The organism is Acinetobacter halotolerans (genome assembly GCF_004208515.1).
GTDB lineage: Bacteria > Pseudomonadota > Gammaproteobacteria > Pseudomonadales > Moraxellaceae > Acinetobacter > Acinetobacter halotolerans.
Genome location: NZ_SGIM01000001.1, coordinates 259,715 through 278,491 on the forward strand (window position 1 = coordinate 259,715; position 18,777 = coordinate 278,491).

At 42.1% G+C, this 18,777-nt stretch carries 13 protein-coding genes; 12 read left to right on the plus strand and 1 reads right to left on the minus strand.

The features are described 5' to 3' along the window. Positions 1–2: 2 nt before the first annotated feature. Positions 3–2,579, minus strand: a complete 2,577-nt coding sequence (ponA, locus tag EXE30_RS01230; RefSeq protein WP_130160847.1) for a penicillin-binding protein PBP1a — start codon at positions 2,577–2,579, stop codon at positions 3–5. Between the two features lie 162 nt (positions 2,580–2,741). Here ponA and EXE30_RS01235 point away from each other — a divergent pair, with 162 nt between their 5' ends. From EXE30_RS01235 to EXE30_RS01290, 12 genes are all read left to right on the plus strand, one after another. Further along, positions 2,742–3,800, plus strand: a complete 1,059-nt coding sequence (locus tag EXE30_RS01235) for a pilus assembly protein PilM (RefSeq protein WP_121928936.1) — start codon at positions 2,742–2,744, stop codon at positions 3,798–3,800. Continuing rightward, entirely contained in the window at positions 3,800–4,441 is a 642-nt protein-coding gene (locus EXE30_RS01240; protein WP_130160848.1) for a PilN domain-containing protein, read from the plus strand. Before EXE30_RS01235 ends, EXE30_RS01240 begins: the two co-directional genes overlap by 1 nt. Next, entirely contained in the window at positions 4,438–5,160 is a 723-nt protein-coding gene (locus EXE30_RS01245) for a type IV pilus inner membrane component PilO (protein WP_130160849.1), read from the plus strand. The genes EXE30_RS01240 and EXE30_RS01245 overlap by 4 nt, the downstream gene beginning before the upstream one ends. After that, positions 5,160–5,687: a pilus assembly protein PilP gene (locus EXE30_RS01250; protein WP_130160850.1), complete on the plus strand. Its 528-nt coding sequence runs from the start codon at positions 5,160–5,162 to the stop codon at positions 5,685–5,687. The genes EXE30_RS01245 and EXE30_RS01250 overlap by 1 nt, the downstream gene beginning before the upstream one ends. 61 nt (positions 5,688–5,748) lie before the next feature. Next, the gene (pilQ, locus tag EXE30_RS01255) at positions 5,749–7,881 is read left to right on the plus strand and encodes a type IV pilus secretin PilQ (protein ID WP_407641619.1); all 2,133 of its coding nucleotides are present in this window, start codon (positions 5,749–5,751) and stop codon (positions 7,879–7,881) included. A gap of 10 nt (positions 7,882–7,891) precedes the next feature. Further along, the gene (aroK, locus tag EXE30_RS01260; RefSeq protein ID WP_130160852.1) at positions 7,892–8,461 is read left to right on the plus strand and encodes a shikimate kinase AroK; all 570 of its coding nucleotides are present in this window, start codon (positions 7,892–7,894) and stop codon (positions 8,459–8,461) included. A gap of 20 nt (positions 8,462–8,481) precedes the next feature. Continuing rightward, the gene (gene aroB, locus EXE30_RS01265; RefSeq protein ID WP_130160853.1) at positions 8,482–9,564 is read left to right on the plus strand and encodes a 3-dehydroquinate synthase; all 1,083 of its coding nucleotides are present in this window, start codon (positions 8,482–8,484) and stop codon (positions 9,562–9,564) included. Positions 9,565–9,583: 19 nt separating this feature from the next. After that, entirely contained in the window at positions 9,584–10,453 is an 870-nt protein-coding gene (locus EXE30_RS01270) for a hypothetical protein (RefSeq protein ID WP_165382350.1), read from the plus strand. 460 nt (positions 10,454–10,913) lie between these two features. Beyond that, positions 10,914–15,392 carry a glutamate synthase large subunit gene (gene gltB, locus EXE30_RS01275; RefSeq protein WP_171457306.1) on the plus strand — a complete coding sequence of 1,493 codons (4,479 nt, stop codon included), beginning with the start codon at positions 10,914–10,916 and terminating at the stop codon, positions 15,390–15,392. 71 nt (positions 15,393–15,463) lie between these two features. Then, entirely contained in the window at positions 15,464–16,885 is a 1,422-nt protein-coding gene (locus EXE30_RS01280; RefSeq protein WP_121928929.1) for an FAD-dependent oxidoreductase, read from the plus strand. 171 nt (positions 16,886–17,056) lie between these two features. Further along, a complete protein-coding gene (locus EXE30_RS01285) occupies positions 17,057–17,947 on the plus strand; it encodes a metal-dependent hydrolase (RefSeq protein ID WP_130160856.1) in 891 nt (296 codons plus the stop codon). Positions 17,948–18,163: 216 nt separating this feature from the next. Then, positions 18,164–18,754 (plus strand): LemA family protein, encoded by a 591-nt coding sequence (locus EXE30_RS01290; RefSeq protein WP_005193857.1) that lies wholly within the window; start codon positions 18,164–18,166, stop codon positions 18,752–18,754. The last annotated feature ends 23 nt before the right edge of the window (positions 18,755–18,777 follow it).

Sequence of the window (18,777 nt, forward strand, 5' to 3'; positions counted from 1 at the left end):
GACTATTGGATTTGATTAATTAAATTTTCAATTCCATCTCGCTCTCTTTGGGTGTTTGAGTTTTGAGGGTTTGAACCCATCGCCGGTGGTTGTTTTCTCTCTGGTGTGATGGTGTGTTCTCCATTAGTCCCAGATAAGTCTGAAAAATCACTTTGCGCTGAGCGTGTAGGTGCTGCAGGTGCAGGACGGTAAAGTGGACGTGCGAGTGGTGGAGAAGCACGATATTCTTTACGATCTTCGCTTTGCTGGACCTGTAATTGATCATGAGAAATAGGATCTTTCGCATCTTTATCCAAACGAACCCATGCAGAAGGCGTATCTTTTAAAGCATTGGCCATAAAGTTGGTCCAAATTGGCAGTGCAGCAACGCCACCATATTCTCTACGACCTAGGGTGCGAGGCTGATCGAAGCCGACCCAAGTTACTGTTACTAATTTGCCATTAAAGCCCGCGAACCAAGCATCTTTGGCATCATTGGTGGTTCCTGTTTTTCCACCTAAGTCATCACGACCGATTTTAAGTGCAGCACGACCTGTACCATGTTGGATGACATCACGTAAAATGTTGGCCATATCATAGGCAGAGCTTGATTTTAAAATTCGTTGTGCTTGACGATAATCGCTATTGGTCTTGATAGTTTGTTCAGAATTATTGGCAGTTAATTGAGTTTCCGATGCGGCGCTTGCGTTCTCTAAGCTTTGATTGGTGATTTCTGTTACTTCAGGAGCATCTGCTTCTTGTTGCGGAGCCGGTGCTTTTGCATCGCCAATACAAGGAATACATGCATATTCAGGCTTGGCACTATAAATGACCTTGCCTGAGGCATCTTCAATCCGTTTAATAAAATGTGGCTGGATACGATAACCGCCATTCGCGAAGGTTGCATAGCCAGTTGCCATCTGTACAGGCAAGACCTGTGGTGTTCCTAATGCAATGGTGTAGTTGCGAGGAATTTGGTCATCCTGCAAACCAAAATCCATAAAGAGTTGGCGCGTACGCTCGATACCTACATTTTGTAGTAATCGTACCGATACGGTATTTCTGGATAAATATAAAGCACGACGTAAAGGAATCATACCCAGATAACGGCCGTCTGAGTTTCTAGGCGACCATTTCCCAATAGTAATCGGGTTGTCATTGACCATACTATAAGGCGTCATGCCGCGCTCTAAAGCCAATGCATAGACAAAAGGCTTAATAGTTGAACCCGGTTGTCTCCATCCTTGAGTCGCACGGTTAAACTTCGATTGATAGAAATTATAACCACCGACAACAGCTTCGATTGCGCCATCATTTGGATTTATGGCAATGAGCTGCCCTTGTACTTTAGGGACTTGAACTAAAGACCAAACAGTTTTTTCTTTATTGGGGCGTAAGCGGATAATATCTTTTACTTTGACAATTTGTGATGCATTGGAGGGTGCTCCGCCGACACTATTGGCATTGCGATAAGGGCGAATCCATGACATACCTGACCAATTGACAGTCACAGTTGAACCATCTTGCATGCGCGCATCAAAGGAATTGTTATTTACTTTTACCACTTGAGCTGGATAAGTATTGGCATAAGCCATGAATTGATTGAGAGGTTGATCATGCGCTTCAGGGCCACGCCAACCATGACGACGGTCATAAGCTTCTAAACCATCTTGAAGAGCTTGCTCAGCATAACGTTGACGATTGCTATCAATGGTGGTGTACACCTTGTAGCCTGAATCAATCGCTTGATCACCAAACTGTTTAACCAATTCTGAACGTACCATTTCACCTACGTATGGGAACACATTGCTGACGGAGCGGTCCACCATATTTAGATTGATCGGTTCTGCGACCGCTTTTTGATATTGGGCTTGATTGATATAGCCGAGCTGAAGCATGCGCCCTAAAATCCAATTACGGCGTTCAAGTGCACGTTGAGGGTTGGCGACAGGATTATATTTAGAAGGTGCTTTAGGCAGGCCTGCAATCATCGCCATTTGTGCAATGCTGAGTTCATCGATATTTTTGTTGTAATAGATTCGTGCAGCAGCAGCGATACCATAGGAGTTTTTACCCAAGAAGATCTTATTGACATAAGAACTCAAAATTTCTTGTTTGGTGAGGCTCTGTTCAATTTTTCGTGCAAGAAAGACTTCAGTGAGTTTGCGTCTTAATGTTCGCTCAGGACTTAAATAATAATTTTTTGCTACCTGCATGGTAATGGTTGAGCCCCCAGTTTGGACATCAGAGCCAGTTACAGATTCGGTTATCGCTCGCCCCAAACCTTTAAAACTAATGCCGCTATGCTCAAAAAAAGAAGAATCTTCAGCGGCCAAAAAAGCATGAATAAACGTGGGCGGAATTTGCTCATATTCGACAGGAATGGAAAGTTTTCCGCCATATTCTGCAATCAGCTTATTATCTGCTGTATATACCTGCAATGGTTTTAACAGTGGCGCCTTTTTTAATGAACTCATATCTGGCAGTGATGGCGCGAGATAGAGATACATGCCATAAAATCCCATTGGAAGTGAGACTAAGATAATAATAATGATCAAAAAAAATGGGCGAACAATACCAGAACTGGATAGCTTTTTCATAATAAGTAAGTTTTAATAAGAGCGAATGACAAACTAATTGTGGTCAGTATATCCTTTAGACATACGGATTGTTAGATGGGTTATTGTATCCGTATTAATTAAAGACCAAAACAAATTAGTGTGTTGTATTTTTGGGGATAAAAAAATAAATAGGAAAATACTGTGCTCAGGTTATATCGTAAACCAAATAAGGGGTTAGTGGGTGTCGATATTAGTTCGACAACTGTTAAATTATTGGAACTTTCTGTAAAGAACGGTAGATATTGGGTTGAAAGTTATGCCGTGATGCCATTGCCTGAAAATAGCGTGGTGGAAAAAAGCATTTTGAACCCAGAGGCGGTCGGTGATGCACTTGAGAGAGTGGTGAACCTCGCCAATCCACATACCAGCAATGTGGCAATTGCGGTACCTACTTCTATGGTAATTAACAAAATCATAGAGATGGATGCGGATATGACGGATGAAGAGCGAGAAGTTCAAATTCGTATGGATGCTGAGCAATATATTCCGTTCCCATTAGATGAAGTGAGTCTTGATTTTGAAGTTTTACCTGATCGATTAGCCAATCCGAATCGGGTAAATGTCCTTCTCGTTGCTACACGTACTGAGAATGTTGATACGCGTGTAGAAGTGCTAGAGCTTGCCGGATTAAATGCCAAAACAGCTGATGTTGAAAGCTATGCGATGGAGCGTGCTTTTAGTGTGTTTTCGGATACACTGCCGATGGGGGCAAACACCGTTGGCATCTTAGATATCGGGCATACCATGACCACGCTATCAGTGATGCAAAAGGGCAAAATCATTTATACACGTGAACAAGTCTTTGGGGGGCGACAGCTGACCCAAGATGTTCAAAGTCGCTATGGTTTGTCATTTGAAGAAGCAGGTCGTGCCAAAAAAGAAAGAACGCTGCCAGACGATTATGACATCGAGGTACTTGAGCCGTTCTTAGATGCCGTGGTGCAACAAGCAGCGCGTTCACTACAATTCTTTTTTTCATCTTCTCAATTCAACGAGATTGATCATATTTTGCTGGCTGGAGGGAATGCCAATATTCCAGGCTTAGCAAAGTTATTACAACAAAAATTGGGTTACCGAGTAACGATTGCCAATCCATTTCTACAAATGGGTTTTTCTCCACAAATCGATATTAAAAAAATTGAAAATGATGCTTCCTCATTGATGGTTGCATGTGGTTTGGCATTGAGGAGTTTTGATTAATGGCAAAGATTAACTTACTCCCTTGGCGCGATGAGCTAAGAGAACAAAGAAAGAAACAATTTGTCGCATTTTGTGTTGGGGTGGCTGCATTAGGAATTGCATCTGTATTTACAGCTTGGATGTATTTTGATCACAAATTGAATGATCAAGAGCAAGCCAATCAGTTTATTGTCAGTACCAATCAAAGTTTGGATGTACAGCTCAAGTCTTTAGAGGGTTTGCAAGAACGCCGTAATGCCATTATTGAGCGAATGAAGTTGATTCAGGGTTTGCAAGGACAACGCCCAGTGATTGTAAGGTTAGTTGATGAGTTAGTCCGTGTGACACCACCAACCATGTACATCACTAAATTTACGCGAACTGGCGATAAATTCAGTATTGAAGGCAAGGCAGAAAGTCCAAATACAGTGGCGGAATTACTACGTAATTTAGAAGCATCCCCTTGGTACCGTAATGCCTTTATGAATTCATTTTTGGCAGCAGAAGAGAAAAAAGATAAAACAGCAAGCTCTTTGGTTCCTCGCGTAGAAGAGAATTATGGAAGTTTTGTCGTTACTGTAGATTTGGGTGAAATCGGTACCACCGTTGTAGCCGACCCAGCTTCAGAGACAGCAACAGGGACAGTGGGGGTGACACAATGAGTCAAGATGAACTAAATGAACTCAATCAAGATGGTGTTGCTGTAAAGAAGAAAAAAATGACAGTAGAGCAATTCTTCCAACAATTTAATACATTGGATATGAATAACTATGGCAGCTGGCCTCTCTCTGTCAAGGTGACTTGTTGGATTTTTATTCTTTTAGCTGTCGCTGCGCTAGGCTATTTTGTGGTGGTTCAAAAGCAATTGGAAACGATTGCCAATGCACAAGCACGAGAACAAAGCTTGTTGAATGAGTTTAAAGAAAAAGAATCTAAGTTGCGTAATTTGCAGCAGTACCAAACGCAATTACAAGAAATGGAAGCGAATTTTAATCAGCAACTAGAGCAGTTGCCGAAAGAAACAGAAATTCCAAGTTTAGTTGAGGATATAAACTTAACAGGCGTAAATTCTGGCTTGAAGTTTAAAAATATCCGCTTAGAAAAAGAAATTAAACAAGAGTTCTTTATTGAGCAACCTATCAGCATGGAAGCATCAGGGGATTATCATGCTTTCGGTGCGTTTGCGACAGGTATTGCAGCGTTACCACGGATTGTGACTTTGCATGATTTTACGGTGGAAGCAAAAGAAGATACCCAGAAAAAATCTGACATTCCTGTGGTTAGCTATGCGGTGAAAGCAAAAACGTATCGTTATGTTGGTGTTGATGATCAGGCCGCTATTGATGCGACAGCTCCATCTGCTCAAGGAGGACAGCACTAATGAACCATTATAAGTTAATACTGGGTTTGTTTATCGGTTTTGGGCTAGTGGGGTGTGATTCTCGTATTGATGCGGTGAGTCAAAAAATGGCAGAAATTCGTAATCAACCACCTTTACCTATTGAGCCTGCACCTGTATTTACCCCAGTGCCTTTATTTAATTATTCGGCGCATCAGCTAAAGAGTCCTTTTATGCCGAGTTCTTTGGCAGCTGAATTGAAAATTATGGCGGGCAAACGTGTTTATCCAAACTTCAATCGTCAACCTCAGCCTTTAGAAAGCTATGCGTTGGAATCCCTGAATATGAAAGGGAGCATGCGTGGTCGAGTAAATCAGACCATTGCTTTAATTCAGACCCCGGATGGGCAGATTGAGCGTGTACAAGTAGGCAGTTATTTGGGGATGAATCAAGGGCGCATTATTAAAATTAGCCCGACTCAGATCGACTTGGTTGAAATTGTACCTGATGGACGAGAAGGTTATGTTGAAAGACCGAGAACACTCGTTTTAATTGGACCAGCGCCGTAAGATTAAGGGAATAACAATGAAAAAACAGTTTAAAGATTCTTTATTTGGGGAAGCGAAGACCATGAATCATGCATTCCGTCAATTTTCTATGGGTGCTGTCGCTATAGCTGTGATGCAGGTTGCATCAGCACAAGTTAGTATGACCAATATTGTGCCAATGAGCTTAGCTGATCAAGGAACTGAAATCCGTGTCATGTTTAATGGTTTGCCACCACAACCGCAGGCTTACCAACTCGAGCAACCTTCACGTCTGATTTTAGATTTTGATAAAGCACAACAGTCTTTGAAACAGACATCGATTCCTGTATCGACCAAAGAAGCCAGTTCAGTCGAAGTTGCTGCAGATGATCAGCGCTCTCGTGTGATCGTCAATTTGAAAGATGCAGGGGCGTTTACAACACGCGTTGAAGGTAATACCTTTGTTTTAAAAATTAATTCGGCACATCCAGCAGCTGCAATGACAGCACCAGTTGCGGCTCGTCAAGCACAACAAGGCGTTTCAAATATAGGCTTTCAGCGTGGAAAACAAGGTGAAGGCTTGGTTGTAATTGATTTGTTGGGCAGTAATACGCCAGTAGATGTACAACAACAGGGCAGTAAAATCGTGGTGCGAACGATGGGGAATAAGATTCCAACGCATCTCGCACGTCGCTTAAATACCAATGATTTTGCCACACCTGTCGCCAGTATTGATGCATATAACGATAAAGGCAATGGTGTGATCACCATTCAATCTGCGGGTAGCTATGAATATATGGCTTATCAAGCAGAAAATAAACTCACGATTAGCCTAAAACGTCCTGAAGATAAGTCACCACTAAAAGCAAAATCACAAACTTATACCGGCAATAAGATTTCTTTAGATTTCCAAGATATTGAAGTGCGTCGTGTACTACAGTTGTTGGCTGATTTCACCAATATTAATATGGTTGCTGCAGATACAGTACAGGGCAATATTACTCTGCGTTTGAAGGATGTTCCTTGGGATCAAGCACTTGATATCGTGTTGAAAACCAAAAATTTAGATAAACGCCGTAATGGAAATGTGATTTGGATTGCACCTGTCACAGAACTAATCAAAGCTGAAGAAGAAGAAGCAAAAGCCATTGCACAGAGTGTGAAGCTTGCACCGATTCAATCCGAATACATTAAACTCAGTTATGCCAAAGCTGCAGATATTTTAAAGTTAATTGAAGAGTCTCGTGATGGTAAGGGTGGAGTCTCAAACCGTACGGCGAACTCTGACTCTTTGGCTTTGGAAAGTTTACTCAGCTCTCGTGGCAGCGCCGTGGCGGATGTGCGTACCAATACTTTGATCGTCAACGATACGGCACTCAATATTGACAAAATTCGTAAGATGGTTGATTTGTTAGATGTGTCAGTCAAACAAGTCATGATCGAAGCGCGTATCGTCAGAGCGAGTACAGACTTTACTCGAGAGATGGGGGTAAAGTGGGGAATCTTGTCTCAAGGTGTTACTAAGAATAATGATTTGTTGGTGGGCGGTAGTGATACCACGCTTTGGAACCTCAGAAAACCTGAAAAAGACAGTGATACCGGTGGCTGGAAATATGAGATTGAACGTCCAGACAATCTAAACGTCGATTTAGGTGCCACTACCGCTGGTGCGAGTCGTATCGCTTTTGGTTTGATTAGTTTGTCTGACTTTATGCTGGATCTAGAACTTTCAGCCGTTCAAGCAGACGGTTATGGTGAGGTGATTTCGACACCAAAAGTCATGACTGCAGACAAGCAACCTGCAAAAATTGAATCAGGAACAAAAATTCCTTATTCATCTTCGACAGGTGCGGGGGCCAATGCTGTACCTAAAACAGAGTTTATTGATGCGACATTGAGCTTAGATGTGACACCAAGTATTACCCCAGAAGGTAAAGTCATGATGAAGCTCAATATCACTAAAGATGCGCCAAGTAATCCAACACCAACGGGTCAATTGACCATTAGTAAGAACTCGATTGATACCAATGTCTTGGTTGATAACGGCGAAACTGTTGTTCTTGGTGGGATTTTTGAACAAGAGAACATTAGTTCACAAATTAAAGTTCCGTTCCTCGGTGATTTACCTTACGTTGGTCGTCTTTTCCGTCGTGATTTGAAAACCGACAATAAACGTGAACTGCTTATTTTTGTGACGCCGAGAATTGTTAATGACACTTTGACGAGAAATCATTAATATATTTTCAATAATTGCAATTAATATAGGTGGCGCATTGCCAAGCAAAGCGTTTGAAACCCTACCAAATATTTATTTGGTAGGGCCAATGGGGGCAGGAAAAACAACGGTTGGTCGACATTTAGCAGAGCTGTTAGGGCGTGATTTTATTGATAGTGATCATGAGATTGAGCGTAAGACAGGAGCTACTATTCCATGGATATTCGAAAAAGAAGGTGAAGTGGGATTTCGTTTGCGTGAAACCAATGTGTTGAACGATCTCACTGCCCGTTCTGCACTTGTGTTAGCGACAGGTGGCGGTGTGGTCACACAACCGAGCAATCGAGAATTTTTAAAGCAACGCGGCATTGTTGTTTATTTATATACTCCTGTAGAACTTCAACTACAGCGTACCTATCGCGATAAAAATCGTCCATTACTACAAGTAGACAATCCCGAACAAAAACTGCGAGATTTATTGGCCTTGCGTGATCCTTTGTATCGTGAGGTTGCAGACTATATAATCGAGACAAATCAAGGCGCAGCACGGGATTTAGCGCAGCGGATTCTACAGGTTATTTTATCTAAACAAATTAAGTAATTCTCGAGTTGGTTTTAATTATGCAAACGTTATACGTTGAGTTAGGTGATCGTCGCTATCCAATTTTTATTGGAAGTCATTTGGACCCAAAACAATTGCTTGAACCTTATCTACATGGGCGGCAAGTAATGTTGGTGTCAAATACCACGGTGGCGCCGCTTTATTTGCAGCATTATGCCGACGCATTAACCCAACTCGATAAGCAAGTTGCACAATGCATATTGCTAGATGGTGAGCAATACAAAGATATTCAACATTTAAATTTAATTTTTGATGCTTTATTAGAAGCAGGTTTTAACCGAGATTGTACGGTTTTAGCATTGGGTGGTGGTGTCGTAGGGGATATGGCAGGTTTTGCTTCAGCGTGTTTTCAACGTGGGGTGAATTTTGTACAGGTGCCGACCACTTTATTGTCACAAGTCGATTCAAGTGTTGGTGGGAAAACAGGCATCAATCATCCTTTGGGCAAGAACATGTTAGGTGCTTTCCAGCAACCACAAGTAGTGCTAGCTGATATGGCACAGCTTGATAGCTTACCCGATCGGGAGCTTTCAGCAGGTCTTGCTGAAGTGATTAAATATGCTTTATTGGGCGATGTGGATTTCTTATTGTGGTTAGAGCAAAACATGGATGCTTTAGTTGCTAGAGATGCAAATTTACTAGCAGAAGCCGTGTATCGCTCTTGTGCGCATAAAGCCAGAATTGTTGCCAATGATGAAAAAGAACAAGGCGAACGTGCATTGCTCAATTTAGGTCACACCTTTGGTCATGCCATTGAATCCTATTTGGGTTATGGGGTGTGGTTGCATGGTGAAGCCGTTGCGACAGGTATGGTGATGGCGGCAGATTTGTCGCACCGTCTTGGTTGGATTTCAGCTGAGGATTTGCAGCGTACAAAAAAAATCATTCAACGTGCTCATTTACCGATATCATGTCCAAAAATTCCATTGGATGAATTTTTGGCTTACATGTCGCATGACAAAAAAGTCTTAAATGGTCAGCTGCGCTTAGTTTTGCTTGAAAAATTAGGGCAAGCCATAATTACGAAAGATTTTGATGTTGAGCTTATGAAGCAAGCTATTTTAGCAAATCAATCTGCATAATGAATCACTAAGGGAAAGCATAGCTGTGTCACGATCAATTTGGCAAAATATTCAACAATATAGCTGGCTGGTTTTTGCATTGGCTTGTTTAATTGCCGCATTGATATTTTGGGGTGTTACCGATAGTGATGCCTTAGTGGAAGTTGAGCAACCATCTAAAATTGAAGTTCCCGTGCAGATACAGCCTGAAAAAGTTGCAGCTACAACGCATTTGGGTGCGCTTGCAGACGCGGTGCGCCCTTTGGATTTAACTGCTCGAGTTGTTGTAACCAATGAACATACCCCAGAATTTCGTGGCACTAAATTCGTCAAAGAAAATCAACGTCAGTGGGTGATGGAGATTTTTCGTAGTTCCAATGAGGCCATCATTAAAAACTTTTTGTTAAATCGTGCAGATCGCAAAAAGTTCATCTATTTTCGTTTGAGCGGTCAGGATCAAGTCGAGCAATATGTTTTGGCGTATGGTGTGTTCTCTAGTGCAGAAGACGCAAATCGTCAATTTTCGCAATTGAATTTAACACTTCCTGAATCTATCCAACCGAAAGCTCAACGACTCGCAACTTATGTGGATTTTGTCAACGATTTAGGTGCTGATGAAATGAAATTGGCGACCAACCAACTATATGCAATTCAGTTGAAACCTGCTGCTTTGCCTCGAGTTGATGAGTCTTTATTAATGGGAAGTCAATCATCGTCGACAACATCGGTAAATAATGGTGCAGCCAATGCATCTACAACTGTGAAAACGACGGTAACTCAACGTGATGCACAAGGAAATGTGGTCAATGTTCAGCAAAATCATTCTACGGCTCCAGCACCTTCAAATGCTGAAAAAATAAAAGAAAATTCAGACTCTTCAAGAAGAGAAATCAGCGATCCATTTAATTAGTAACGCACCAATATGATGCTCTGGTGTTTACTTTTGTGGCATTGAGCTGCTTTTTGGTGCATTTTTACTCATTCTGTGATTGCGCTCCACCACTATAATTTAAAGTTATTTTAATTTTTTTAATGATTTAGTAAATTTATGCTTAATTGGCATGCTTTTTGCTATTTTGTGGTGCTATTTTGTCTGTTCATCATCTTTTCCTTTGCTAAATGGTTCATTAATTTAGTGAAATGGAAAGTTTTCTGCTTTACAAAGCCTTTCTAAGGTGTAATAACTGAAAACACTTTATATGGTAAATGCGCTGATTCTTGGAAAAGAAAGGCGTATATTGCAAATCCGCCAGTAAAAATGTTTTCGCGAAGCATTGAACTTTATATGAGTTAATCGGCAATATCGCAGAAAATGAATTGATTGTTTGTTGCTCGAAAGAGCCATGTTTAAAGAAGGGTACGCTATGCACATGCCATCGCCTAATACTGTAGCTCCCGCTCAAGGTTTATATCAACCTGATGAGTTTAAGGATAACTGTGGTTTCGGTTTGATCGCCCACATGAAAGGTGAATCAAGTCATCATTTAGTTGAAACCGCGATTCACAGTTTAAGTTGCATGACGCACCGTGGTGGTATTGCCGCTGATGGTAAGACAGGAGATGGGTGCGGACTATTATTGGCTATGCCGAAACAATTTTTCCGTGATGAAGCGCTGAAACTCGGGGTAAACCTAACAGAGATTTTTGCTGCGGGTACCGTATTTTTAAATATTGATCCTGCGCTTGCTCAGAACGCAAAGAATATTCTCAATAAAGAAATTGAAGCGGAAGGTCTAAAGGTTGCAACATGGCGTGTTGTGCCAACGAATAACGATGCTTTAGGTGAAATTGCATTACAGTCTTTGCCTGTTTTTGAACAGATCCTTGTGAACTGTCCAATGGGTGTAACTGAGGTTGAATTTAACCGTAAACTTTTTTTAGCACGTCGTCGTGCAGAACAACAATTACAAAATGATCCATTATTTTATGTCACCACATTAGCAACAACGGTGATTACTTATAAAGGTCTAATGATGCCAGCAGCAATTGCTGACTTCTATACAGACTTAGCTGATGAGCGTTTGACTTCACATATTGTGGTGTTCCATCAGCGTTTCTCGACCAATACTTTGCCGCGTTGGCCATTGGCTCAACCGTTCCGTTATCTTGCGCATAATGGTGAGATCAACACGATTACCGCGAATCGTAACTGGGCATTGGCACGTACTCCAAAATTTGAAAATCCATTATTGCCAGGTTTAACTGAATTGAATCCGATTGTGAACCGTACAGGTTCGGATTCTTCAAGCCTAGATAATATGCTAGAAATCTTGGTGGGCGGTGGCATGGATTTATTCCGTGCACTTCGTATGCTTGTACCACCAGCATGGCAAAACGTTGAAACTTTAGATGCTGATTTGCGTGCTTTCTATGAGTTTAACTCGAAACATATGGAAGCATGGGATGGCCCAGCAGGTTTAGTGGTTCAAGATGGTCGCCATGCGATCTGTATGCTGGATCGTAATGGTTTACGTCCAGCGCGTTGGGTGATCACAAAAAATGATTACATCACCTTGGCGTCTGAAATTGGCGTATGGGATTACCAACCTGAAGATGTTGTGTCGAAAGGTCGTGTCGGTCCAGGTCAAATCCTCGTTGTCGATACATTGACAGGTAAAGTCCTTGACACTAAAGATGTCAGCAACCACCTGAAAAACATGCGTCCATACCGTGAATGGTTGCGTGATCATTCTATTCGCTTGAAAGCAAACCCTGAGCTTGAAGAACAGCTTATTGATCAAGGCCTCACTGGTGACGCACTAAAAGCTGCTCAAAAAATGTTCATGGTGACATTTGAGGAACGCGATCAATTGTTACGCCCAATCGCTGAAAGTGGTCAAGAAGCTGTCGGCTCTATGGGCGATGATACCCCGATGGCGGTATTGTCACGTCAAGTACGTCATGTCTCTGATTATTTCCGCCAACAGTTTGCGCAAGTGACCAATCCACCAATCGATCCATTACGTGAATCAATTGTGATGTCATTGGAAACGTGTATTGGTCGTGAACAGAATGTGTTTGAACAAGGGCCTGAGCATGCTGACCGTATCATCATCGCTAGTCCTGTATTATCAAATGCGAAGATGCAATTGCTACGTGATGTGGAAAAAGAACGTGACGGTTACGCAGTTGTAGATATTGATCTGAACTATGCTGAAACTGAAGGTTTGCAAGCAGCGATTACGCGCATTTGTGAAGAAGCTGCACAAGCGGTTCGTGACGGTAAAACGCTGATTGTATTATCGGATAAAAACTTCCGTGAGGGTTTCTTACCTGCAAACTCTGCATTGGCAACAGGTGCGGTACATCATCATTTAATCAAGACCGGTTTACGTACTGACGCGAATATCTTGGTTGAAACAGGTTATGCACGTGATCCACATCAATTTGCAGTGTTACTTGGTTTTGGCGCAACCGCGATTTATCCATATTTAGCTTATGATGTGATCAATGATTTGATCGCCAAGGGTGAATTGTTGGGTGACCCAATCTACGCGCAAGCAAATTTCCGTAAGGGAATCGAGAAAGGTTTACTGAAAGTTCTTTCTAAGATGGGGATTTCTACTGTCGCTTCTTATCGTGGTGGTCAATTGTTTGAAGCAGTTGGTTTATCTTCAGAAGTGGTGGATCAATGTTTCCTTGGCGTACCAAGCCGTATTCAAGGTGCGACATTTGCAGATTTAGAGAAAGACCAGAAAAAATTGGCGATCACTGCTTGGCAACATCGCAAGCCAATTGATCAAGGTGGTTTGCTCAAATTTGTATTTGGTAAGGAATACCATGCATTTAACCCAGATGTAATTAACACCTTACACAAAGCAGTTCGTTCAGGTCAGTACCAAGACTTTAAAGAATATGCAGAGTTAGTTAATAATCGTCCAATTGCTACGATTCGTGATTTATTCAAGTTAAAAACCAGCAATTCGATTGCATTAGATCAAGTTGAAAGCATAGAAGAAATTCTTCCACGTTTCGACTCTGCTGGTATGTCTTTAGGTGCATTATCACCAGAAGCACATGAAGCAATTGCGATTGCAATGAATACCATCGGTGGTCGTTCAAACTCAGGTGAGGGCGGTGAAGATCCTGCGCGTTATGGCACGATTCGTAACTCGAAAATCAAACAAATTGCATCAGGTCGTTTCGGTGTTACACCAGCCTATTTAACTTCTGCTGAAGTGTTGCAGATCAAAGTGGCACAAGGTGCAAAACCGGGTGAGGGTGGTCAGTTACCAGGTGGTAAAGTGAATGGCTTAATTGCACGTTTACGTTACTCAGTTCCTGGTGTGACTTTGATTTCACCTCCACCGCATCACGATATTTATTCGATCGAAGATTTATCGCAATTGATTTTTGACTTGAAACAAGTCAATCCACAAGCGATGGTGTCTGTCAAACTGGTGTCTGAACCAGGTGTCGGTACGATTGCGGCGGGTGTAGCAAAAGCATATGCCGACTTCATTACCATTTCAGGTTATGACGGCGGTACCGCAGCATCGCCACTTTCATCCATTCATCATGCGGGTTCGCCATGGGAATTGGGTTTAAGTGAAGCGCATCAGGCCCTTCGTGTGAATGATCTGCGTGGTAAAGTCCGTGTGCAAACTGATGGTGGTTTGAAAACAGGTCTTGATGTGATTAAAGCTGCAATCTTAGGTGCCGAAAGCTTCGGTTTTGGTTCTACTCCAATGATTGCCCTTGGTTGTAAATACTTACGTATTTGCCATTTAAATAACTGTGCGACTGGTGTTGCTACTCAGCAAGATCATTTGCGTGAAGAGCATTACATTGGCGAGCCACAAATGCTGATTAACTTCTTCAGATTTATTGCTGAAGAAACACGTGAATTGTTGGCTGCGTTGGGTGTTGCATCACTGAAAGACTTGATTGGTCGTGTCGATTTGCTTGAAGTGATTTCTGGTGAAACTGAAAAACATGCGCATTTGGATTTGAGTGCGTTATTGACCTCTCACCCTTCAGCTGAAGGCAAGGCTCAATATTGCCAAGTGCAAGGCAATGCACCTTTTGATAAAGGTTTATTGGCTGAACAAATGGTGGCAGAGATGTTGCCAGCGATTGAGGCGGGTACTGGCGGTTCATTTAACTTCAGAGTAGGGAACTGTGATCGCTCGATCGGCGCACGTATTTCGGGTGAAATTGCTCGTCGTTACGGCAACTTGAGCATGGAAAGTAGCCCAGTGGTGATGAATCTTGTCGGTACGGCAGGTCAGTCATTGGGTGTCTGGAATGCGGGTGGTTTGCATATCAAACTTGAAGGTGATGCCAACGACTATGTCGGTAAAGGTATGGCTGGTGGTTGTGTGTCGATCTTCCCACCGAAAGGTTCACCTTTCCAAACTCAAAATACTGCGATTATTGGTAATACCTGTTTATATGGTGCGACTGGCGGTAAGCTCTTTGCAGCGGGTACTGCGGGCGAGCGTTTCGCAGTTCGTAACTCAGGCGCTTTTGCGGTAATTGAAGGTGCAGGCGACCATTGTTGTGAATACATGACTGGCGGTGTTGTGACTGTACTCGGTAAAGTGGGTCATAACTTTGGTGCTGGTATGACAGGTGGTTTCGCTTATGTACTCGACCTTGATAATGACTTTGTTGACTACTATAACCATGAACTCATTGACTTGAATCGTATTTCGACTGAGGCGATGGAAGATCATAAAGAAAACCTACTTCGTATTCTTGATGAACATATTCAAGAGACAGGTAGTGCTTGGGCCTATAAAATCCGTAATGAGTTCGACTTCTATAGTCGTAAATTCTGGCTTGTAAAACCAAAAGCTGCTAATTTGCAAACGCTTTTGAAAAAGACACAAGCTGATCCACAATAATTCTACGACTGCAAAGACATAGGCAGGTGCAGAGGTGAAAGACAACGCTGCGCCTACCCACGGAGAGAGACATGGCAGAACGCCTCAATAATGACTTTCAATTTCTGGATGTAGCACGCCAAGATCCAGAGAAAAAAGATATTACTGTCCGCAAAGCAGAATTTGTGGAAATTTATAAGCCTTTTACTGCGGATGTGGCTGCAAACCAATCGCATCGTTGTTTAGGTTGTGGTAATCCCTATTGTGAATGGAAATGTCCAGTACATAACTACATTCCAAACTGGTTGAAGTTGATTGCAGAAGGTCAAATTTTCCAAGCAGCTGAACTTTGCCATCAAACCAATACCTTGCCTGAAGTTTGTGGTCGTGTATGTCCACAAGACCGTCTGTGTGAAGGTGCATGTACCCTAAATGATGGCTTTGGTGCAGTAACCATTGGGAATGCTGAAAAATATATCAACGATACGGCATTTGCTTTAGGCTGGCGTCCAGATATGTCTGGAGTTAAGCCAACGGGTAAAAAAGTTGCGATTATTGGTGCTGGTCCAGCAGGCTTAGGCTGTGCAGATATTCTTGCACGTGGTGGTGTTAAACCTGTGGTATTTGATAAACGCCCTGAAATCGGTGGTCTTCTTACCTTCGGTATTCCAGAATTTAAAATGGAAAAAGATGTTATGAAGCGTCGCCGTGAAATCTTTACGGGGATGGGCATCGAATTCCGTTTAAATACTGAGATTGGTACAGACGTTACTATTGAACAGTTATTAGCTGAATATGATGCTGTATTCATGGGAATGGGCACCTATACCTATATGAAAGGTGGTTTTCCAGGTGAAGATCTCGATGGCGTTTATGATGCACTAGATTTCTTGATCGCTAACGTGAATCGTTGCCAAGGTTGGGAAAAAGATCCAAGCGAATACATCAACCTAGACGGTAAAAAAGTGATCGTACTTGGTGGTGGTGATACCGCGATGGACTGTAATCGTACCTCACTACGCCAAGGTGCTCATGACGTGACCTGTGCTTATCGTCGTGATGAAAGCAACATGCCGGGTTCTGCTCGTGAAGTGAAAAATGCCTACGAAGAGGGTGTGAAATTCCTATTCAATCGTCAGCCGATTGAAATCGTGGGCGAAAATGGTCAAGTGACTGGCGTTAAGTTCGTAACGACTCAGTTAGGTGAGCCTGATAGCCGTGGTCGTCGTAGCCCTGAACCAATTCCGGGTTCTGAAGAAGTATTGCCAGCAGATGCGGTACTACTTGCTTTTGGTTTCCGTCCAAGCCCAGCCGATTGGTTTGGTAGCGCAAAGGTAAATCTAGATGGTTCAGGCCGTGTGGTTGCGGCTGAACAGCAAGAGTTCAAATTCCAAACGTCTAACCCGAAGATTTTCGCGGGTGGTGATATGGTGCGTGGTTCTGATCTTGTTGTGACCGCAATCTGGGAAGGTCGTGAGGCCGCAGAAGGTATCTTGGATTACCTCGGCGTGTAATTCAGAACTGTTTAAACAAGACACCTATAAAGCCTGCTATATGCAGGCTTTATTTTTTCACTTTATCTTTTTGGTCTTTTTTGCCAGTTCAATAAGCTTTTTTGCCCTGTCATTAGGGTTATATCCAGCGTATTACTGAATGTCAGTATGGAAATGGTGCAGGCAATCAAAATGGCTCTTGCAAAGACTACCACAGAAAAGAATTATCTAAATCGTCCCAAAGCATTAGGGATTACCGTACGACGTTTGCAGTTTAATCCTAAAAAAATTAAGCGACATTATTTTGCGAATTCACCTGTGATGTCGCATCTCTTGACTGCACTTTCCTCAACGTTCCCGATCGGTGAACAGTTTTTTGTCAACAGTGTTCGCAATGTTCGAGACAAAGTTCAAGATCCACAATTACAAGCGCAGATCGCTGCATTTATTGGGCAGGAAGCGATGCATTCCAAAGCGCATACCGAGTTTAATGATGCATGGCGGCGTGATGATTATAATCTTGATCGTTTTCAAACTTGGATTGCCAAACAGGATGAATCATTAAGAAAAGCGCATCCAAAACTTCAACTTGCTTTGACCTGTGCTTTTGAACATTTCACCGCAATGTTAGGGGGCTATATTCTTAAACATCCTGAGGTTTTAAGCACTTTGGATGAGGATGCAATGAAGCTATGGGTTTGGCATGCAATTGAGGAAATCGAGCATCGTTCAGTGGCATTTGATGTTTATGAAGAGGTGTATGGGGATGATCGAATTCGACGTTTGCTGATGCGTAGTGTCACCACTGGTTTTGCGAGTTTGGTTTTTTATGGAACAACACGTTTGATCTGGCAAGATAAGTGGAAAAGTTTACCGAAAGTTGGTGGGAATTTATTTGGACTATACCTGTTGAGCAAAATGCTGATTCAATTGATTCCTGAATATTTATCATATTATCAAGCTGATTTTCATCCAGCCAAACATGATTACACGCGACTGGTAAACGATTGGAAAATACGTATGGCAGATGAATATGGCATGATTAGTTTTCAGGAAGAGAGTGCTTCAAAGATTTATAGTTAACAGGTACAACCTTACCAACAAATAAGAATAAAATTTTAGACATGCAGATTTAAACACTTTGCTTAGTGAGGCATTACATCTAAACCTTGATGTAATGCCATTTTTTTATTTAAAGAGAAATAAAACAACTTTAATAAACTTTACACAGCGCACAAAAAATCACACTACAATGAATTATCGTGAAAAAATATAAAGAAAAACTTGAGGATAAACTTTATGAAAGCTATGAAACAAACCGCCCTAGCAACCGTATTGGCAAGCAGTTTATTGTTTACAGGTTGTGGTTATAACACCTTGCAAGTCAAAGATGAAGCCGTCATCGCATCTTGGTCTGAAGTACAAAACCAATACCAACGACGTGCTGATCTTGTTCCAAACCTAGTCAATGTAGTGAAAGGTTATGCCAAACACGAGGAACAAGTTTTGGTGGAAGTGACTCAAGCACGCTCTAACGTGGCAGGTTTAAAAGTTGATAAAGAAGTCTTAGAAGACCCAGCCTTGTTTGAAAAATACCAACAAGCGCAAAGTCAACTTACAAGTGCATTGTCACGTTTAATCGCTGTTTCAGAAAACTATCCTGATCTCAAAGCCAATGAAAACTTCCGTGATCTACAAGCACAGCTCGAAGGAACGGAAAACCGTATCGCTGTAGCGCGTAATCGTTATATTACGACTGTTCAAGATTACAATGCCTATGCACGTCAATTCCCGCAAGTGATGACAGCGAAAGTGATCGGGATGAAAACCAAAGAAAACTTCAAGGCAGAAGCTTCTGCTGAGCAAGCGCCAACTGTTTCTTTTAACTAAATTGGCATTGTGGGGAGTTACTG